18 protein-coding genes are annotated in these 18,265 nt (G+C 67.2%); 6 read left to right on the top strand and 12 right to left on the bottom strand.

What is annotated here, in order from left to right; translation table 11 throughout:
- A partial coding sequence (locus tag AC1ECW_RS12575; RefSeq protein WP_481201745.1) for a hypothetical protein occupies window positions 1–213 on the top strand: 213 nt, incomplete at its 5' end.
- A gap of 142 nt (window positions 214–355) precedes the next feature.
- Window positions 356–643 carry a late competence development ComFB family protein gene (locus AC1ECW_RS12570; protein ID WP_481201956.1) on the top strand — a complete coding sequence of 96 codons (288 nt, stop codon included), beginning with the start codon at window positions 356–358 and terminating at the stop codon, window positions 641–643.
- A gap of 7 nt (window positions 644–650) precedes the next feature.
- On the opposite strand, the gene nadB is transcribed toward AC1ECW_RS12570, so the two are convergent.
- Window positions 651–2,279: an L-aspartate oxidase gene (gene nadB, locus AC1ECW_RS12565; RefSeq protein WP_481201955.1), complete on the bottom strand. Its 1,629-nt coding sequence runs from the start codon at window positions 2,277–2,279 to the stop codon at window positions 651–653.
- Between the two features lie 219 nt (window positions 2,280–2,498).
- Here nadB and AC1ECW_RS12560 point away from each other — a divergent pair, with 219 nt between their 5' ends.
- Window positions 2,499–3,788, top strand: a complete 1,290-nt coding sequence (locus tag AC1ECW_RS12560; protein ID WP_409710349.1) for a hypothetical protein — start codon at window positions 2,499–2,501, stop codon at window positions 3,786–3,788.
- A gap of 12 nt (window positions 3,789–3,800) precedes the next feature.
- Here AC1ECW_RS12560 and AC1ECW_RS12555 read toward each other — a convergent pair whose 3' ends face one another.
- The 10 genes from AC1ECW_RS12555 to AC1ECW_RS12510 all read right to left on the bottom strand — a co-directional run bounded on the left by AC1ECW_RS12555 (window position 3,801) and on the right by AC1ECW_RS12510 (window position 13,793).
- Window positions 3,801–4,127, bottom strand: a complete 327-nt coding sequence (locus AC1ECW_RS12555) for a hypothetical protein (protein WP_481201954.1) — start codon at window positions 4,125–4,127, stop codon at window positions 3,801–3,803.
- Window positions 4,128–4,188: 61 nt separating this feature from the next.
- On the bottom strand, window positions 4,189–6,789 hold the full coding sequence (clpB, locus tag AC1ECW_RS12550) for an ATP-dependent chaperone ClpB (protein ID WP_481201953.1): 2,601 nt from the start codon (window positions 6,787–6,789) through the stop codon (window positions 4,189–4,191).
- Window positions 6,790–6,909: 120 nt separating this feature from the next.
- Window positions 6,910–7,299, bottom strand: coding sequence for a fluoride efflux transporter CrcB (gene crcB / locus AC1ECW_RS12545; RefSeq protein WP_409706572.1), 390 nt, complete (start codon window positions 7,297–7,299; stop codon window positions 6,910–6,912).
- Window positions 7,296–7,790 carry a molybdopterin synthase catalytic subunit MoaE gene (moaE, locus tag AC1ECW_RS12540; RefSeq protein ID WP_409706568.1) on the bottom strand — a complete coding sequence of 165 codons (495 nt, stop codon included), beginning with the start codon at window positions 7,788–7,790 and terminating at the stop codon, window positions 7,296–7,298. The genes crcB and moaE overlap by 4 nt, the downstream gene beginning before the upstream one ends.
- 2 nt (window positions 7,791–7,792) lie before the next feature.
- Window positions 7,793–8,044 carry a molybdopterin converting factor subunit 1 gene (gene moaD / locus AC1ECW_RS12535; RefSeq protein ID WP_409706565.1) on the bottom strand — a complete coding sequence of 84 codons (252 nt, stop codon included), beginning with the start codon at window positions 8,042–8,044 and terminating at the stop codon, window positions 7,793–7,795.
- Window positions 8,041–9,273: a molybdopterin molybdotransferase MoeA gene (locus AC1ECW_RS12530; protein ID WP_409706562.1), complete on the bottom strand. Its 1,233-nt coding sequence runs from the start codon at window positions 9,271–9,273 to the stop codon at window positions 8,041–8,043. Before AC1ECW_RS12530 ends, moaD begins: the two co-directional genes overlap by 4 nt.
- Entirely contained in the window at window positions 9,185–9,775 is a 591-nt protein-coding gene (mobB, locus tag AC1ECW_RS12525) for a molybdopterin-guanine dinucleotide biosynthesis protein B (protein WP_409706559.1), read from the bottom strand. The genes AC1ECW_RS12530 and mobB overlap by 89 nt, the downstream gene beginning before the upstream one ends.
- Window positions 9,776–9,809: 34 nt before the next feature.
- Window positions 9,810–11,219, bottom strand: coding sequence for a threonine synthase (thrC, locus tag AC1ECW_RS12520; RefSeq protein ID WP_481201952.1), 1,410 nt, complete (start codon window positions 11,217–11,219; stop codon window positions 9,810–9,812).
- 4 nt (window positions 11,220–11,223) lie between these two features.
- Window positions 11,224–12,558, bottom strand: a complete 1,335-nt coding sequence (locus tag AC1ECW_RS12515) for a homoserine dehydrogenase (RefSeq protein ID WP_481201951.1) — start codon at window positions 12,556–12,558, stop codon at window positions 11,224–11,226.
- Window positions 12,555–13,793 carry a pyridoxal phosphate-dependent aminotransferase gene (locus tag AC1ECW_RS12510; protein WP_409706550.1) on the bottom strand — a complete coding sequence of 413 codons (1,239 nt, stop codon included), beginning with the start codon at window positions 13,791–13,793 and terminating at the stop codon, window positions 12,555–12,557. Before AC1ECW_RS12510 ends, AC1ECW_RS12515 begins: the two co-directional genes overlap by 4 nt.
- Before the next feature lie 162 nt (window positions 13,794–13,955).
- Between AC1ECW_RS12510 and AC1ECW_RS12505 the strand changes: the two genes are divergently transcribed.
- The 3 genes from AC1ECW_RS12505 (at window position 13,956) to AC1ECW_RS12495 (ending at window position 16,782) form a co-directional block, all read left to right on the top strand.
- The gene (locus AC1ECW_RS12505) at window positions 13,956–14,348 is read left to right on the top strand and encodes an Mth938-like domain-containing protein (protein WP_481201950.1); all 393 of its coding nucleotides are present in this window, start codon (window positions 13,956–13,958) and stop codon (window positions 14,346–14,348) included.
- 113 nt (window positions 14,349–14,461) lie between these two features.
- Window positions 14,462–14,938 carry a peroxiredoxin gene (locus AC1ECW_RS12500; RefSeq protein WP_409657773.1) on the top strand — a complete coding sequence of 159 codons (477 nt, stop codon included), beginning with the start codon at window positions 14,462–14,464 and terminating at the stop codon, window positions 14,936–14,938.
- Window positions 14,939–15,123: 185 nt separating this feature from the next.
- Window positions 15,124–16,782 carry a PhoH family protein gene (locus AC1ECW_RS12495; protein WP_409706544.1) on the top strand — a complete coding sequence of 553 codons (1,659 nt, stop codon included), beginning with the start codon at window positions 15,124–15,126 and terminating at the stop codon, window positions 16,780–16,782.
- Between the two features lie 18 nt (window positions 16,783–16,800).
- Here the strand turns inward: AC1ECW_RS12495 and dnaB are convergent, their stop codons facing one another.
- The gene (dnaB, locus tag AC1ECW_RS12490) at window positions 16,801–18,228 is read right to left on the bottom strand and encodes a replicative DNA helicase (RefSeq protein ID WP_481201949.1); all 1,428 of its coding nucleotides are present in this window, start codon (window positions 18,226–18,228) and stop codon (window positions 16,801–16,803) included.
- Between the last annotated feature and the right edge of the window lie 37 nt (window positions 18,229–18,265).

Below are 18,265 nucleotides of genomic sequence, written 5' to 3'. Positions count from 1 at the left end.
AACGGCGAGCCGGTGCCGCCGGCGCCGTTCGATCGCGAGGAGTTGAGTTGGATCCGGGCCTACAAAGCCACGGGCCAGGTGCCGCCGATGAAAACGCGCGGACGCGAGCCCTTCTTGCTGGGCGCAGGCTATCTGCGCTTTCGGCGCATCTATGCCGGCGGCGATCGGCTCAGGCTCACCCAGACGCCACCGGCCTGGCAGTTGGCCGCTTGAACCTTCTGACCCTCACGCATGGCGCACGCGCCCGGGGGATGATTCGCGCATCCAGGGAAACTGCGCCACCCATCCTGATCTATTCCGGGCTTCGCGCCACGGTCCGGCTGCCCATACTGGCGCCGACGCCCCGGAGACCCGCATGAGCCATGCCGACTTCACCAACATCCACAACTACTTCGAGCGCCCCGTCCTCGAGGCGGTGATACAAGCCGCTGCGCGCTACCCGCAGGTGCGCGGCGACATGCTGGCCGACGTGGCCTGCGTGGCGCTGAACCGCCTGCCGCCGCGCTACATCCGCCACGAGGTGGACCTCGCCTTTTACATGACTGAGAAGGAACGCGCCGACAACGAGCGCGCACTGACCGAGGCGGTGACCCACGCCTTCGAATTCGTGCAAGCCCGCACGGCGATGCGCGCCCGCGGCTGACGGCTGCTCACAGGCCGCAGCCGTGGTGCGTGGAGGCCAGCCGCCGCCCTGCCGGGCGGGTCAGGATGGTGGGGAAGCTCACCGGCAGCGTGCGAGGGAAATCGCGGCTGTAATGCAGGCCCCGGCTCTCGTGGCGCACCAGGGCCGAACGCACGATGAGTTCGGCACACTCGACCAGGTTGCGCAGCTCCAGCAAATCGCGCGTGACGCGGAAGTTGGAGTAGTAGTCGTCGATCTCGCTGCGCAGCAGGTGGATGCGGTGCAAGGCCCGCTCCAGCCGCCGCGTGGTGCGCACGATGCCCACGTAATTCCACATCAGCAGGCGCAGCTCGTCCCAGTTGTGCGAGATCACCACCTGCTCGTCTGCGTCCTCGACCTGGCTTTCGTCCCACGGCGGCAACACCGCCTCCTCCAGCCGGGCCTGGGCCTCGATGTCCTGCGCCGTCGTACGCCCCAGCACCACGCATTCCAGCAGAGAATTGCTGGCCAGGCGGTTCGCGCCGTGCAGGCCGGTGTAGGTCGACTCCCCCACCGCATACAGCCCGGGCAGGTCGGTGCGCCCGTTCAAGTCGGTGACGATCCCGCCGCAGGTGTAGTGCGCCGCAGGCACCACGGGAATCGGCTGGCGCGTGATGTCGATGCCCAGCGACAGACAGCGCGCGTAGATCGTCGGGAAATGCTCCTTCAGGAAGCCCGCCTCCAGATGCGTCGCGTCCAGCCATACATGGTCCAGGCCATGCTTCTTCATCTCGAAGTCGATTGCGCGCGCCACGATGTCGCGCGGGGCCAGCTCCCCGCGCGCATCATGAGCGGGCATGAAGCGCGTGCCGTCCGGCAGTTTCAGATGGGCGCCCTCGCCGCGCAGGGCCTCGGTGATCAGGAAGCTGCGTTCCTGAGGGTGGTACAGGCAGGTCGGATGGAACTGGATGAACTCCATGTTGCCCACCCGGCAGCCGGCGCGCCAGGCCATCGCGATGCCATCGCCCGTGGCGGTGTCGGGGTTGCTGGTGTAGCGGTAGACCTTGCCCACGCCGCCGGTGGCCAACACCACGGCCGCCGCCGGCAGGGTTTCCACCCGGCCGCGGTCGATGTCCAGGGCATAGACCCCATAACAGCGTGGTGGCTCGTCGCGCTTGAGGTGGCGCGAGGTGATCAGGTCCACCGCCATCCAGCGCTCGCGCAATTCAATATGAGGATGCCGACGCACCTGCTCGAGCAGCGCCTCGTGGATGGCCTTGCCGGTGGCATCGGCCGCATGGGCGATGCGGCGCACCGCATGGCCGCCCTCGCGGGTGAGGTGCAGTCCCAGCGGGCCCTGCGGATCGGCCGAGAACGGCACGCCCTGCGCCACCAGCCATTCGATGGCCTCGGCACTGCGCTGGGCGATGAAGCGGGCCGCGGTCTCGTCCACCAGCCCGGCTCCGGCATCCTGGGTGTCGCGCACGTGGCTGTCGATGCTGTCGTCGCTGCCCAGCACCCCCACGATGCCGCCCTGCGCCCAGGCGGTCGCCGCCTCGTTCACGCCCCGTTTGGCCAGCACCACCACCGGCCGCCGGGCTGCCAGGTGCAAGGCCACCGTCAGTCCGGCCAGGCCGGCGCCGACGATCACCACCGGATCGTTACGTGTCGATTCCATGCCATTCCCGTATTCGTCCGAGCCGCCTGCCAGGCGCAGGTGTCTCCTGTATGCTGCAAATCATTCTATCGGCGAGACGCTTCAGCCCCTGCCTGCCGGCTCCAACGTGAAGAAGGTCGCACCCCCGTGCCCACCCTCCCCCGAACGGGTGTGTCTGTCCGATGAAACGCATGGTTACACTGCCTGCACAACCCCTCCACGCTTCCACCATGAGGCACCATGTCCTACGTTCAGCGCATGGATGACACCAACCGCCCCCCGAACCGCCCTGTCGAGTGGGCCCCGACCATGCCTGACACCATGGCCACGCAGATCATGGCGCGCGAGAGCGACGACCCCCGGGTCGCGGGCTCGCATGACATCGGGCGGCTGACCGGTCCCAACACCCGGGAGCTGTTCGTCACCTGCGATGCGGCCGAGGCCCTGCGATTGCAGTTCGAGCACTTGCAAAGCCTGCATGTGGCCCTGCACGACATCGGCGGCAACGTCTCCCGCCAACTGCTGCGCCAGCTCGCTGCCCATGGCGGCAGTGCCGTGCAAAAGCTCATCATCCGCCAGCAGGGCTACGGCACCATGCTGGCGAGCATCGAATACGCCACCTACACCTCGCCCGAGGGCCAGCGCGTGCACATCTACTCCACCGATGTGCAAAGCACGCCGGCAGGCCAGCAGGCCGTCTCCAGGGCCTTGATGGAAAACGCCCAGGTCAGCGTCGTGCTGCTGGGCGAGATGGCCGGCCAGGGCTCGGCCAACGCCCTGCGGCAATTGATGCAATGGGTGCATGTGCCGGCCTGGGTCTGCCCCAGCCTGCTGATCATGCCGCTGGGTCCCGCGGCAGCCCAGGCAGCCGCTGCGCAGTCGGCGCAGGTGGTACAGCGCCATGGCATGCTGGTGCGTGCCGCCCCGCAGCCCTCGCGGCCCGCCGACGCGTGGTCGTTCATCTTGGGGTTCTGGCAGAAGCATGCCGCCCGGGGCCGCCTGGCTGGCGGGCCGAGCGCAGCATCGACCCTGCCGCAGCTCACGCCGCTGGCGCTCCAGCTCGACCCGGAGGAAGCCCGCACCGTGCCGCAATCGCCCGCGTGGGCCACGGCCCCGACCACCCCCGCCGCCCCGGCACCGGCCAGCCCCGTCCAGGCCTCGATGGAAGCCTATGTCGGCATGGTGGCGCAAATGACCGGCCTGCTGTCGTGCTGTGTGTTCGACGTGAACCTCGGCGCTCCGCTGGGCCACGCGGGCCGTGGCCCCTCGCCCATCGACCTGGCCCGGCAGGGGGCGGCGATCCTGAAGGCCCAGCAAATGGCCCGGCTGGCCCTGAACCTGGCCGATCCGGCCCACGAGATTCTGATTTCCTCCGACCGCCACCACCAGGTGGTGCGTCCGCTGCCAGGGCTGCCCGATGTGGCCTTGCACTGCTTGCTCGACCGGCACAAGACCAACCAGTCGCTGGTGCGTTTCCAGCTCCAGCGGCTGGACGCCTGGCTCAAGCAGCAACACCTGGCCGGACGTTGAGCCGCGCGATCGTCAGCGCCGGGAGCCGGTGTCGCCCTGGCTGGGTGGCACTTCGCGCACTTCCACGTCGATCACCTCGCTTGGCGCGCGCGAGGCGCCTCGGCCGGGCGCCCATGGGCCGGTGCGGGTGCGCAGGTCGGTCCAGCGGTAACGCCTGAACAAACCGAAATCGGCTGCCGTGGGGCGCCGCCCCCGCAGCAGGGCCCACACGCTGAGCACCAGCGCGGCGAAGAGTCCCGCCACCACCAGGCTGGCCAGGAAGACGAGGCTGAAGACCACGACAACGAGCCGTAGCAGCAGCGATGCGGCCGTAGCCACCAGGGTGCGCAGGAAATCCATCGAGGTGTGATTCACGGGCCGCCGGCGGGGTTCCCCTTGGGGGCCCGCCGGCGGGCCGGCCTTAATGCACGGTACGGCCAAACACGAACTCGCCGTTTTCCACCCCCACCGGGATCACATCCTTCGGCCCAAAGCGTCCCTCGAGGATGAGTCGGGCCACCGGATTCTCGATGCGGTGCTGGATCGCCCGTTTGAGCGGCCGCGCCCCGAAGACCGGGTCGAAGCCCACCTTGGCCAGCTCGGCCAAAGCTTCGGGTGAGACCTCCAGCCGCATGTCCATCTTCTCCAGGCGCTGTTCCAGGTGCTTGAGCTGGATCTTCGCGATCGCCTCGATGTGCTGTTGGTCCAGGGCGTGGAAAACCACGGTCTCGTCGATGCGGTTGAGGAACTCGGGCCGGAAGTGCTGTTTGACTTCGGCCCACACCGCCTCGCGGATCAGCTCGCTGTCCTGGCCGGCCATCTGCATGATCTGGTGCGAGCCCAGGTTGCTGGTCATCACGATCACGGTGTTCTTGAAGTCCACGGTGCGGCCCTGGCCATCGGTCAGGCGGCCGTCGTCGAGCACCTGCAGCAGTACGTTGAACACATCGGGGTGGGCCTTCTCCACCTCGTCGAGCAGCAGCACGCTGTAAGGCTTGCGGCGCACGGCCTCGGTAAGGTAGCCCCCCTCGTCATAGCCCACGTAGCCCGGGGGCGCACCGATCAGGCGGCTGACCGAGTGCTTCTCCATGAATTCACTCATGTCGATGCGCACCATGTGGTCGTCGCTGTCGAACAGGAAGCCGGCCAAGGCCTTGCACAACTCGGTCTTGCCCACGCCCGTGGGCCCGAGGAAGAGGAAGCTGCCCAGCGGGCGGTTCGGGTCGGACAGCCCGGCGCGTGAGCGACGGATGGCGTTGGCCACCGCAGTGATGGCCTCGTCTTGACCCACCACCCGCTCGTGCAGACGGGCCTCCATCTGCAGCAGTTTCTCCCGTTCGCCTTGCATGAGCTTGCTCACCGGGATGCCCGTGGCGCGCGAGACGACCTCGGCGATCTCCTCGGCGCCCACCTGGGTGCGCAGCAACTGCGGCCGGCCGCCCTCCTTCGCCCCCTTGGCCTTGTCGGTTTCCTTGGCCTGCGCCTCCTTCAGCCGCTTCTCGAGCTCGGGCAGGCGGCCGTACTGCAGTTCGGCCACCTTGTTGAAGTCGCCCTTGCGCGTGAACTCCTCGATCTGGAAGCGGATCTTGTCGATCTCCTCCTTGATCTGGGCGGAGCCCAGGGCGCTGGCCTTCTCGGCCTTCCAGATCTCCTCCAAGTCGGCGTATTCGCGCTCCAGACGCGCGATCTCCTCCTCGAGCAGGCCCAGACGCTTGATCGAGGCCTCGTCCTTCTCCTTGCGCACCGCCTCGCGCTCGATCTTGAGCTGGATCAGACGCCGGTCGAGGCGGTCCATCGCCTCGGGCTTGGAGTCGATCTCGATCTTGATCTTTGCCGCGGCCTCATCGATCAGGTCGATGGCCTTGTCGGGCAGGAAGCGGTCGGTGATGTAACGGTGCGAGAGCTCGGCCGCGGCGACGATGGCCGGGTCGGTGATCTCCACGCCGTGGTGCACTTCGTACTTCTCCTGCAGGCCGCGCAGGATCGCGATGGTCTGCTCGACACTGGGCTCGTCGACCAGGATCTTCTGGAAGCGGCGCTCCAGGGCCGCATCCTTCTCGATGTACTTGCGATACTCATCCAGCGTGGTCGCGCCGATGCAGTGCAGCTCGCCACGCGCCAGCGCCGGCTTGAGCATATTGCCCGCGTCAATGGCCCCTTCGGCCTTGCCCGCGCCCACCATCGTGTGGATCTCGTCGATGAAGAGGATGATGCGGCCCTCGTCGGCGGCCACCTCCTTGAGCACGGCCTTCAGGCGCTCCTCGAACTCGCCACGGTACTTCGCACCGGCCAGCAGGCCCGCCATGTCGAGCACCAGCACGCGCTTGTCCTTCAGGGTGTCGGGCACCTCGCCAGCCACGATGCGCTGGGCCAGGCCTTCGACGATGGCCGTCTTGCCCACGCCGGGCTCACCGATGAGCACCGGGTTGTTCTTCGAGCGGCGCTGCAGCACCTGGATGGCGCGGCGGATCTCGTCGTCACGGCCGATCACCGGGTCGAGCTTGCCTTGCCGGGCGCGTTCGGTCAGATCGAGCGTGTATTTCTTCAGGGCCTCGCGCTGGCCCTCGGCCTCGGCATGGTCCACCGCCTGCCCGCCGCGCACTGCTTCGACTGCGGCCTCCAAAGACTTGCGGTTCAAGCCATGGTCCTTGGCGATTTGGCCGATCTCAGCCTTGGTGTCACACAAAGCCAGCAGGAACATTTCACTGGCGACAAACTGGTCGCCGCGCTTGAGCGCTTCTTTCTCGGCCGCCTGCAGCAGGCTCACGGTGTCGCGGCCGACCTGGACCTGCTCGGCGCCTTGCACCTGGGGCAGGCGTTTGATCGCGGCCTCCACCGCCTTGTGCAAGCCGCCGGTGTTGACGCCGGCGCGTGCCAGCAGGGCCTTGGGGCCATCGTCCTGCTGCAACATGGCCAACAGCACGTGCGCCGGCTCAATGTAGGGGTTGTCGTGGGCCAGCGCCAGGCTCTGGGCGTCGCCCAAGGCCTCCTGGAACTTGGTGGTGAGCTTGTCGAGTCGCATGAGTAACCTCCAACTGACTCCGAGGTGGGGGGCGAGCGGCCGCTTTCAAGTGTGCCGGGCACACGACGCGCCTCCAAGCCCCGCGGCTTGCGTTCGATCAAGCCGAGACGCCGCCCGGGCTCAGCCGATCCAGCCGCGCAGTAATCGCCAGCCCAGGGCGCAGGCGGCCAAGGCCCCCAGCACATGGCCCAGGGCATGCATCGCCCACAGCAGCCAATGCTCTTTTTGCAGCAGGTGCAGCGACTCCAGCGAAAACGCCGAGAAGGTGGTGAACCCGCCCAAAAAGCCCGTCACCAGTAGCAGGCGCAGGCCCTCGTCGGGGTGGCGGGCCAGCCAGGCCATGGCCAGGCCAATGCACAGACCGCCCAGCAGGTTGACCACCAGCGTCCCCAGCGGAAAGCCCTCCCAGGCCGCGTTGAGCCACACACTCACGGCCCAGCGCGCCATGCCGCCCAGGCCTGCCCCCAGCCCGACCGCCAGGGCCCCACCGGCGTGGAGTGCCCCGCTCATCGGGATCCCGTCGTCCCTGCGTTGGCGGCCTCGATGCCCCAGCGCCGCAGCGCCTCGTCATCGCTCACCCGCGCATCCACCCAGCGCGAGCCTGCCGGGGTGGTCTCCTTCTTCCAGAAGGGCGCCTGGGTCTTGAGGTAGTCCATCAGGAACTCGCAGGCCTGGAAGGCCTCGCCGCGGTGGGCAGAGCTCACGCCCACATAGACGATTTGATCCTGCGGCTGCAGCAGGCCGACCCGGTGAATCACACGGGCGGCGCGGATGTCGAAGCGCCGGTGCGCTTCGTCGATCATGGCTTCGATGGCCTTTTCGGTCATTCCGGGATAGTGCTCCAACTCCATGCAACTCACGCCCTGGCCCTCGTTGCGGTCGCGCACGGTGCCCACGAAGACCGCCACTGCCCCCACCCCGGCATCGCCGGCACGCAAGGCCGCCACCTCGACACCGAGGTCGAAGTCCTCGGTCTGGATGCGCACGCGCGGCCCGCTCATGCTCAGCCTCCGGTCACGGGGGGAAAGAAGGCCACCTCGGCCCCGTCGCGCAGCAGCGCTGATTCATCGCACAGCGCCTGATCCAGCGCCGCGCGCAGGGCGCGGCCCGGGGCCAGGGCCTCGGCATGGGCCCCCGATCGGGACTGCAGCATCATGCGCAGGCTGCCCACGGTGCTGCCTTCGGGCACCTCGACGCTCTCCTGCGAGCCCAGGGCCTCGCGGATCGAGGCAAAGTACTTCACCGTGACCTTCATTGCATCCACTCGGCAAAAGACATGAAACGCACCCGCTCCCCCCGGACAATGGGCTGCCCCGGCGGCACATCGACGACCCCGTCGGCCCACACGGCCGAGGTGAGCACCCCCGAACTCTGGTTTGGGAACAGGGCGAGCCGCCCGTCATCCTCGCGCCGCACACGCAGGAACTCGCGCCGGCGGTCGGGCCGAGGCCAGTCGAAACCCGCTTCCAGCCACACGCCACGCGGTGCGGCGGGATCAGCCCCCTGCAGGGCCAGCAGGAAGGGACGCACCAGCAGCAAGAAGGTGATGAAGCTCGACACCGGGTTGCCCGGCAAGCCGATGAAGGCCGCTTCGCCCCCCCCCTCGCGTCGGACCTGGCCGAAGGCCAGCGGCTTGCCGGGTTTGATCGCGATCTGCCAGAGGTCCAGGCGCCCCTCGGCATTCACGGCCGGGCGGATGTGATCCTCCTCCCCCACCGACACCCCGCCCGAGCTGAGGATCAGATCGTGATCGCGGGCAGCTTCACGCAGGGCCGCACGTGTGGCTTCCAGGCTGTCGGGCACGATGCCCAGATCGGTGCACGCGCAGCCGAACTGGGCGAGCAGTCCCCGCAGCGTGTCGCGGTTGGCGTTGTAAATGGCCCCCGGTCGCAGCGGCTGGCCGGGCATCACCAGCTCGTCGCCGGTGGACAGCAAGGCCACGCGCACACGGCGCATCACCGGCAGGCTGGCCGCCCCGGCCGTGGCCGCCAGCCCCAAGGCCTGAGGCGTCAGGCGCCGGCCGCGGGCCAGCACCACCGCCCCCTCGCGCAGGTCCTCCCCGCGCTGGCGCACCCACTGCCCCGGCGCCGGCACGGCGAGGATCCGCACCGAGCCATCCAGCGGCTCGCACTGCTCTTGCATCACGACGGCATCGGCGCCCTCGGGCAACGGCGCCCCGGTGAAGATGCGCGCTGCCGTGCCGGGCTGCAGCACCGCACCGACCTGCCCGGCCGCGATACGCTGACTGACCGGCAGCACGGTGCCAGCAGCGGGCACGTCCGCCGAGCGCACGGCATATCCATCCATCGAGCTGTTGGCCAGCGGGGGAACGTCCAGCGGCGAGACCAGATCGCGCGCCAGCACCCGGCCCAGGGCCTGGGCAGTGGGCAGATCTTCAGTCCCGGAGACCGGCGTAGCCGCTGCCAGCAGCTTCGCCAACGCCTCCTCCAGGCTGAGCATCGGAGAACGGGGAGCGGTACTCATAACGGTCCTGATTGTGCAGCAGGTGCTCCACCACGCTGGCGGCGTCGTTCAGGTCCAGCACCGGGCGCAAGGTGGCATGGGGCAACTGCCCGGGGCTGTCGGTGGCGATTGCCGTCACGAAGGGGTCCTCGATGTACTGCGCCGGGTGTCCGAGCGAGGCCCGCCACACCTCGATCTTGAAGAGGTCGGCATGCTTGAAACCTTCCACGAGCACCCAGTCGCAGTCGTAGAGTTCGGCAATGAGCTGGTGGACGGTGGGCTCGCAAGGCACCTCGAATTCGCGGATCTTGGCCAAGCGCCGGTCGGAGGCCACCACCACTTCGAAGGCACCGGCCTGCCGGTGGCGCCAGGAGTCCTTGCCTGGATGATCGACGTCGAAGCTATGGTGGGCATGCTTGACCACCGACACCCGCTGCCCCGCCAGCTTCAAGCCGGCGATCACCTGCTCGACCAGCGTGGTCTTGCCCGACCCGGAGTAGCCGCAGAAACCCACCACCTTCATGCTCGCATCCCGCGTGCTCCGGAGCCGGCACGTGTCAACGGCAATTCTCGGCGATGTAGCGCTTCACCGCGTCGGCATCGACCCCCATGACCTTGAAGCGTCTGGGGAGGTTCTCCAGGCCTTGCAGGGCGGCCGGCCGCTCAGGCTCGCAGCCCAGAGCCTCGCGCAGGGTCTCGGCGAACTTGGCGGGCAGGGCCGTCTCCAGCACGATCATCGGGATGCCCCGCTCCAGATGCTCGCGGGCCACTTTCACCCCGTCGGCGGTATGGGTGTCGATCATGACACCATAGCGCGCGTGCACGTCGCGGATGGTGGCCAGCCGGTCGGCGTGGGTGCTGCGGCCCGAGACGAAGCCATAGTCGGCCACCTTGGCGAACTCCGCCGGCGTGAGCGTGAAGGCGCCCTCCCGCTCCACGGCCTCGCGAAAGAGCCGCGAGGTGCGCCCGGCATCGCGCCCGAGCAGGTCGAACACGAAGCGCTCGAAGTTCGAGGCCTTGGAGATGTCCATCGAAGGACTCGAGGTCTCGAAGGTCTCCGCCGCCTTTCGCACCCGGTACGTGCCGGTGCGGAAGAACTCGTCGAGCACGTCGTTCTCGTTGGTGGCCACCACCAGGTGGCGGATCGGCAGCCCCATCATCCGGGCGACGTGACCGGCGCAGACATTGCCAAAGTTGCCCGAGGGCACGCAAAAGCTGACCACCTCATCGTTGCTGCGGGTGGCCTGGAAGTAGCCGGCAAAGTAGTACACCACCTGGGCCAGCAGACGCGCCCAGTTGATGGAGTTCACCGTGCCGATCCGGTGGCGGCGCTTGAAGTCCAGGTCGTTCGACACCGCCTTGACGATGTCCTGGCAGTCGTCGAACACCCCCTCGATGGCCAGGTTGTGGATGTTGGGATCCTGCAGGCTGTACATCTGGGCCTGCTGGAAGGGGCTCATGCGGCCGTGGGGCGAGAGCATGAACACCCGCACGCCCCGCTTGCCGCGCATCGCATACTCGGCCGCGCTGCCAGTGTCGCCCGAGGTCGCGCCCAGGATGTTGAGTTCCTCGCCGCGACGGCCGAGTTCATACTCGAACAACTGACCCAGCAATTGCATCGCCATGTCCTTGAAGGCGAGCGTCGGGCCGTTGGACAGCGCCTCCAGGTAGAAGCCCTCGCCCAGCGGCTTGAGCGGCGTGATGGCCTCGGTGCCGAACACCTCCTTGGTGTAGGTGCGCGAGACCAGCGCGCGCAGGTCGGCCGCCGGGATGTCGTCGATGTAGAGCGACAGGATCTCGAAGGCGAGCTCGGCATAGCTCAGGCCACGCCAGCGCTGCAAGGTGGGCCCGTCCACGCGGGGATAGGCCACGGGCAGGTACAGCCCGCCGTCGGGTGCCAGACCCTCCAGCAGGATTTCCGAGAAGCCGCGCTCGGTGCGGTCGCCGCGGGTGCTGATGTACTTCATGGTCTCAGTTCAGCTCTTCCTTGCGGATGCGCACGATGGGCTCGAGCACCGTGGGCAGGACCTGCATCTTCCCGATCGCCTCGTTCATGCGGCCTTCGCGGGTCTCGTGCGTCAGGATGATCAAGTCGGTCTGATTCTCGTCGTCGCCCGCCTCGCGCTGCAACACGGCATCGATGGAGATGTCATGCTCGGCCAGGATGCCGGTGATGCGCGCGAGCACGCCGGTCTGGTCAGCCACACGCAGTCTCAGATAGAAGGACGTGACCACGTCCTCGATCGGCAGGACCGGCACGTTGTCCAGCGCATCGGGCTGGAACGCCAGGTGGGGCACGCGATGGTCAGGGTCTGCCGTGTGCAGGCGAGTCACGTCCACCAGATCGGCCACCACCGCCGAGGCGGTGGGCTCCGAGCCGGCGCCCTTGCCATAGTAGAGCGTCGAGCCTACAGCATCACCGTGCACCACGACCGCGTTCATCGCGCCTTCCACGTTGGCAATGAGGCGTTTGGCCGGCACCAGCGTGGGATGCACGCGCAGCTCGATACCGCCGCCGGGCAGATCATCGCGGCGGCGCGTCACGCCCAGCAGTTTGATGCGATAACCGAGCTGCTCGGCATACGTGATATCGGCCGCCTTCAGCCGGGTGATGCCTTCGACATAGGCCTTGTCGAACTGCATCGGGATGCCGAAGGCGATCGCGCTCATGATGGTGGCCTTGTGCGCTGCGTCCACGCCCTCGATGTCGAAGGTTGGATCGGCCTCGGCATAACCCAGACGCTGCGCCTCCCGAAGCACGGTGTCGAAATCCAGTCCCTTGGAGCGCATCTCGCTCAGGATGAAGTTCGTGGTGCCGTTGATGATCCCGGCGATCCATTGGATGCGGTTGGCTGTGAGGCCCTCGCGCAATGCCTTGATGATGGGAATGCCCCCGGCCACGGCGGCCTCGAAGGCCACCATCACGCCCTTGTCACCAGCCGCGGCGAAGATCTCGGTGCCGTGCACGGCCAGCAGGGCCTTGTTGGCCGTAACCACGTGCTTGCCTGCGGCAATCGCCTTGAGCACCAGCTCGCGCGCGCGGGTGGTGCCGCCGATCAGCTCGACGACGATGTCCACCTGCGGGTCGGTCGCGACGGCATCGAGATCGTCAGTGATCGTGAGCTCCTCGCCCAGGGCGGCACGGGCCTTGGCCGGGTTGCGCGCACCCACACGGGTCACCACGATGCCGCGGCCGGCGCGGCGCTGGATCTCGGCCTGGTTGCGTACCAGCACGTTGACGACACCGGTGGCGACGACACCGGCCCCCAGCAGGCCCAGGCGCATCGGATTCTGGAAGGAGTTCATGCGTTCGATCCGTGAGAGTGACGCTTGCGATAGTGCTCGAGAAAGCGGGCGATGCGCCCGATCGCCTCGGCCAGGTCGTCCGAATTGGGCAGAAAGACCAGGCGGAAATGATCCGGATGCGGCCAGTTGAAGCCGGTGCCCTGCACGATGAGCACCTTCTCCTCGGCCAGCAGCTCGTAGGCGAACTGCTGGTCGTCGGCCACTGGATAGAGCTTGGGATCCAGGCGCGGGAACATGTACAACGCCGCCTTGGGTTTGACACAGCTGACGCCGGGAATGTCCGTCAGCAGCTTGTGCGCGAGGTCGCGCTGACGACACAGGCGACCGCCCGGCGCGACCAGGTCCTTGATGCTCTGGTAACCCCCAAGCGCCGTCTGGATGGCCAGTTGACCCGGCGTGTTCGCACACAGGCGCATCGAGGCCAGCATGTTCAGGCCCTCGATGTAATCCCGTGCGTGCTTCTTCTCTCCCGACACCACCATCCAGCCGGCCCGGTAGCCGCAGGAGCGGTAGTTTTTCGACAGCCCGTTGAAGGTGACGAAGAGCACGTCGTCGGCCAACGACGCGATGCTGGTGTGCGTGTGGCCGTCGTACAGCGTCTTGTCGTAGATCTCGTCGGCAAAGATGATGAGCTGGTGCTGACGCGCGATCTCGACCAGCTCCAGCAGCACCGACTCGGGATACAGCGCGCCCGTCGGGTTGTTCGGGTTGATCACCACCAGCGCCTTGGTGCGCGGCGTGATCTTGGCCCTGATGTCGGCGATGTCGGGCATCCAGTCGGACTGCTCGTCGCACATGTAATGCACCGGCGTGCCCCCGGACAGCGACACCACCGCGGTGTACAGCGGATAGTCGGGCGCCGGAATCAACACCTCGTCGCCGTCGTTGAGCAGAGCGTTCATGCTCATCGCGATCAGCTCGGAGGCCCCATTGCCCAGGTAGACATCATCCACCGTCACACCGCGGATGTTCTTCTCCTGCGTGTAGTGCACCACGGCCCGGCGCGGCGCGAACAAGCCCTTGGAGTCGGTGTAGCCCGCGGTATGAGGCAGGTTGCGGATCATGTCCTGCACGATCTCGTCGGGCGGCTCCAGCCCGAACACCGCCAGGTTGCCGATGTTCAGCTTGATGATCTTGTGGCCCTCTTCCTCCATCTCGCGGGCCTTCTCCAGCACCGGCCCGCGGATGTCGTAGCAGACATTGGCCAGCTTGGCCGACTTGGCGACGGGTTTCACGAGGACACTCCCTGGGCGCGAGCCCTTGAAAGGACTGCGGCAATCGCGGATTGCACGGTTATCGCTGCAGTGCAAAATCTATAATTTAACCACAGGCCCGACGCCGACCGCCCCCGGTGGCGAGCCGCCCACCCCGTTGACGCCCCTTGCGTCATCCTCGCCGTGAAACTGCAGCCCGACCGCGCCGATTCGTCCTTGAACATCATCACGGCCCACATGGCCGGCGGCATCGCCGTGAACGCCGTGGTGCACACCGGCAGCCTGCTCGTGCCGTGGCGTGGGCCGGTGCAGGCCTGGTCCTGCCAGGTCGTGGCCGACCTGACGGTCGAGGACTTCACCCGGGTCGCCGACCTCGCGCCGGAGGTCGTGCTGCTGGGCACCGGCACGCGGCTGCAGTTCGCCCGGCCGCAACTCCTGCAGCCGTTGATGGCGCGGCGCATTGGCGTGGAAACGATGGACACCGCCGCCGCCTGCCGCACCTACAACATCCTGGCCGGCGAAGGCCGCAGCGTGGTGGCCCTGCTGATGATGTCCTCCCCGGTGTCTGGCCACTGAAGGACCGGCCTGCACAATCGGCGACCAACCCGTCATTGGCAGGGGATATCGACAGGGGTGGAGCTATAATTTCGGGCTAGGCCTGAACGGGCGCAACCCTCTTCAACACCTACATGACGCCAGCCCTCAATAAACCTCTCCCGGACTTTGAAGCGCTTGCCACGAACGGGGTGAAGTTCACGCCCCAGGCCTATGCGGGTCAGATCGTCGTGCTGTATTTCTACCCCAAGGACAATACCCCGGGCTGCACCACCGAAGCCATGCAGTTTCGCGACAAGCACAAGGATTTTGTGAAATCCGGCGCAGTGGTGTTTGGCGTGTCGCGTGACAACATGGCCTCGCACGACAAGTTCAAGCAGAACCTGGAGCTGCCCTTCGAGCTGATCGCCGACACCGAGGAGAAGCTCTGCCACATGTTCGGTGTGGTCAAGAACAAGATCATGTACGGCAAGAAAGTCAAAGGCATCGAGCGCAGCACCTTCGTGATCGACGGCGAAGGCATCCTGCGCCACGAGTGGCGCGGCATCAAGGTGGCCGGCCATGTGGACGAAGTCCTCAAGGCCGTCAAGGCGCTGAAGAAGGCTGCCTGAGGCCCCTAGGCCGGACATCCTCCTGCAGCCGGCATGCAACGCGGCGTCATTGCGCCGCCCAACCGGCTGTGCATAATGAGGTCATGCCGTCGAGCCGATCCCAGAGTCGTCACCGCCGCATCCCCGCAAAGCCGCCCAGCTTGCTGTGCGGCTTTTTTGTTTCCGCCGCCTGAACCCGCCAGACGATGCCCCTGCCCAAGCCGCCCACGAAGAAAGCCACCCTGCTGACTCCGTCCGACATCGACGCGCAGAGCGCGCCCCGCAAGACCCCCCGTTCGCAGAAGGCCGAACTGGCCTCCCACAGCCTGCTGGAACTGCGCGCCGATGCCCCGGCGACGTTGGCTCCCCCGGCCCCGCGCCCTGCGGCGCCCGCGCCGGCCGCGCCCACAGTGCCCGCCGCGCCCGCCGCAGCGATGGCGCAGACCCATGTCCGCCCGAAGCGGCCGCACCGGGAAGGCCCCCCCAAGCTTTTCGTGCTCGACACCAACGTGCTGATGCACGACCCGATGTCGATCTACCGTTTCGAAGAGCACGACATCTACCTGCCAATGATCACGCTGGAGGAGCTCGACAGCCACAAGCGCGGCATGTCCGAGGTGGCTCGCAATGCCCGCCAGGTCAGCCGCGAGCTCGATGCCCTGGTGGCACAGACGAATGCAAGCTTCCCCGAGGGCGTGGCCCTGTCGAAGACCGGGCACCGCGAAGCCGGGGGCCGCCTGTTCTTCCAGACCCAGCTCGTCGATGTGCAACTGCCCGTCGGTCTGCCCCAGGGCAAGGCCGACAACCAGATCCTCGGCGTGGTGCAGTCACTGCGCCAAAAGTACCCGGAACGCGACGTGGTGCTGGTGTCCAAGGACATCAACATGCGCATCAAGGCCCGCGCCCTGGGCCTGCCGGCCGAGGACTACTACAACGACAAGGCCCTCGAAGACGGCGACCTGCTCTACACCGGGGTGCTGCCGCTGCCGGGCGATTTCTGGGAGCGGCACGGCAAGACCATGGAGAGCTGGCAGCAGGGCGGCTTCACTTACTACCGCATCAGCGGCCCGCTTGTGCCGGCGCTGCTGATCAACCAATTCGTCTATCTCGAGGCCCCAGGGGTGACACCGCTGTACGCCAAGGTCACCGAGATCACCGGCAAGACCGCCGTGTTGCGCACCTGCAAGGAGTACACGCACCAGAAGAACGCCGTGTGGGGCATCACCGCGCGCAATCGCGAACAGAACTTCGCGCTCAACCTGCTGATGGACCCGGAGTGCGACTTCGTCACCCTCACCGGCACGGCCGGCACCGGCAAGACGCTGATGACGCTGGCCGCCGCCCTGAGCCAGGTGCTCGACGAGCGGCGCTACACCGAGATCATCGTGACCCGGGTCACCGTGCCCGTGGGCGAGGACATCGGCTACCTGCCCGGGACCGAGGAAGAGAAGATGTCGCCCTGGATGGGGGCGCTGGACGACAACCTGGAGGTGCTCGCCCGCACGGACGCCAGCGCCGGCGATTGGGGGCGTGCCGCCACCAATGAGTTGGTGCGCTCGAAGGTGAAGATCAAGAGCATGAACTTCATGCGCGGACGCACTTTCCTGAACAAGTTCGTCATCATCGACGAGGCCCAGAACCTCACGCCCAAGCAGATGAAGACGCTGATCACCCGGGCCGGCCCCGGCACGAAGATCGTCTGTCTGGGCAACCTCGCGCAGATCGACACACCCTACCTCACCGAAGGCAGTTCGGGCCTCACGTATGCGGTGGACCGGTTCAAGGGCTGGCCGCACAGCGGACACGTGACGCTCGCCCGCGGCGAGCGCTCGCGCCTGGCCGATTTTGCGAGCGAAGTGCTCTGATCGAGTCGCTGGCGGCGATCAATAGTCGCCGCCGCCCAGCGCGCCGGGCGCCAGATTCTCGAACTTGGTGAGCGGCTTCAGGAACGTGAGCTTGACGGTGCCCACCGGCCCGTTGCGCTGTTTGCCGATGATGATCTCGGCCACGCCGGGCTCCTTGCATTGGTCTTTGGTGTAGTACTCGTCGCGATAGATGAACATGATGACGTCGGCATCCTGTTCGATCGCGCCCGATTCGCGCAGATCGCTCATCATGGGGCGCTTGTCGGTGCGTGTCTCGACGCTGCGGTTGAGCTGCGACAACGCGATGACGGGGCAGCGCAGCTCCTTGGCCAGGGCCTTGAGGCCGCGCGAGATCTCGCCGATCACGGTCGCGCGATTCTCGTCGCTGCTGCCAGCGCTGCCGCTCATCAACTGCAGGTAGTCGACGATGATCAGACCGAGCTGGCCACACTGACGGGCCTGGCGGCGCGCGCGCGCGCGCAGCTCGCTGGGCGACAGCCCCGGGGTTTCGTCGATGAAGATGCTGGCGTTGCGCAGTTTTTCCACCGCCTCGGACAGGCGTGACCACTCGTCGTCGCGCAGCGCCCCGGTGCGCAGGTGGCTCTGGTCGATGCGGCCGAGCGAGCCCACCACACGCAGCGCGAGCTGGGCCGCGCCCATCTCCATCGAGAAGATCACCACCGGCAGGCCCTCATGAACGGCGACGTGCTCGCCGATGTTCAGCGCGAAGGCCGTCTTGCCCATGGAGGGGCGCGCCGCCAGGATGATGAGATCGCCCGGTTGCAGGCCCGAGGTCATGCGGTCGAGGTCGAAGAAGCCCGTGCGCACCCCGGTGACGTCCTCGGCCCCGTTCTCGGCGAGCTCCTGCACGCGGTCGAGCAGTTGCACGACCAGGGACTCCATCGAGTGGAAGCCCTGTTTGCCGCGATTGCCCTCCTCCCCGATCTGGAAGATGCGCCCCTCGGCCTCGTCGAGGATCTGCGACACCGGGCGGCCCTGCGGATTGAAGGCGGCTGTGGCGATCTCGTCGCTGGCCGAGACGAGCTTGCGCAGGATGGCGCGCTCGCGCACGATCTCGGCATAGCGGCGCAGGTTGGCCGCACTGGGCACGCTTTGCGCCAGCGCATTGAGGTAGGTCAGGCCGCCGCACTCCTCGGCCTTGCCCAGGCTTTGCAACTGCTCGAAAACGGTGATGACGTCGGCCGGCTTGCTGGCGTTGATCAGGTGGCCGATGGCCGCGTAGATGAGGCGATGTTCGTGGCGGTAGAAGTCGCTCTCGGTAAGCAGGTCGCCGGCACGGTCCCAGGCCCCGTTGTCGAGCAGCAGCCCGCCCAGCACGCTCTGCTCGGCTTCGATGGAATGGGGTGGGATGCGCAGGCGCGCCACCTCGTCTTCCTGGCGACGGGGGGTCTCGGGAAAGGGGGGACCGGAGACGATGGCGGACATAAGTCGGGAAGGTTAAGCCGAGCCCAGCCGCGGGGCA

The sequence above is a fragment of the Caldimonas hydrothermalis genome (assembly GCF_056746695.1).
The sequence above is the reverse complement of the archived record's forward strand: the minus strand, read 5'-3'. Positions and strand labels throughout refer to the sequence as shown.

What these genes read in the sequence shown, in the direction of transcription:
- thrC (WP_481201952.1), bottom strand. Translation starts at nt 11,219, where the DNA reads ATGAAGTACATCAGCACCCGCGGCGACCGCACCGAGCGCGGCTTCTCG.
- mobB (WP_409706559.1), bottom strand. Translation starts at nt 9,775, where the DNA reads ATGAAGGTGGTGGGTTTCTGCGGCTACTCCGGGTCGGGCAAGACCACG.
- AC1ECW_RS12560 (WP_409710349.1), top strand. Translation starts at nt 2,499, where the DNA reads ATGTCCTACGTTCAGCGCATGGATGACACCAACCGCCCCCCGAACCGC.
- AC1ECW_RS12515 (WP_481201951.1), bottom strand. Translation starts at nt 12,558, where the DNA reads ATGAACTCCTTCCAGAATCCGATGCGCCTGGGCCTGCTGGGGGCCGGT.
- moaD (WP_409706565.1), bottom strand. Translation starts at nt 8,044, where the DNA reads ATGAAGGTCACGGTGAAGTACTTTGCCTCGATCCGCGAGGCCCTGGGC.
- AC1ECW_RS12530 (WP_409706562.1), bottom strand. Translation starts at nt 9,273, where the DNA reads ATGAGTACCGCTCCCCGTTCTCCGATGCTCAGCCTGGAGGAGGCGTTG.
- nadB (WP_481201955.1), bottom strand. Translation starts at nt 2,279, where the DNA reads ATGGAATCGACACGTAACGATCCGGTGGTGATCGTCGGCGCCGGCCTG.
- AC1ECW_RS12555 (WP_481201954.1), bottom strand. Translation starts at nt 4,127, where the DNA reads ATGGATTTCCTGCGCACCCTGGTGGCTACGGCCGCATCGCTGCTGCTA.
- crcB (WP_409706572.1), bottom strand. Translation starts at nt 7,299, where the DNA reads ATGAGCGGGGCACTCCACGCCGGTGGGGCCCTGGCGGTCGGGCTGGGG.
- AC1ECW_RS12495 (WP_409706544.1), top strand. Translation starts at nt 15,124, where the DNA reads ATGCCCCTGCCCAAGCCGCCCACGAAGAAAGCCACCCTGCTGACTCCG.
- AC1ECW_RS12570 (WP_481201956.1), top strand. Translation starts at nt 356, where the DNA reads ATGAGCCATGCCGACTTCACCAACATCCACAACTACTTCGAGCGCCCC.
- dnaB (WP_481201949.1), bottom strand. Translation starts at nt 18,228, where the DNA reads ATGTCCGCCATCGTCTCCGGTCCCCCCTTTCCCGAGACCCCCCGTCGC.
- AC1ECW_RS12500 (WP_409657773.1), top strand. Translation starts at nt 14,462, where the DNA reads ATGACGCCAGCCCTCAATAAACCTCTCCCGGACTTTGAAGCGCTTGCC.
- clpB (WP_481201953.1), bottom strand. Translation starts at nt 6,789, where the DNA reads ATGCGACTCGACAAGCTCACCACCAAGTTCCAGGAGGCCTTGGGCGAC.
- moaE (WP_409706568.1), bottom strand. Translation starts at nt 7,790, where the DNA reads ATGAGCGGGCCGCGCGTGCGCATCCAGACCGAGGACTTCGACCTCGGT.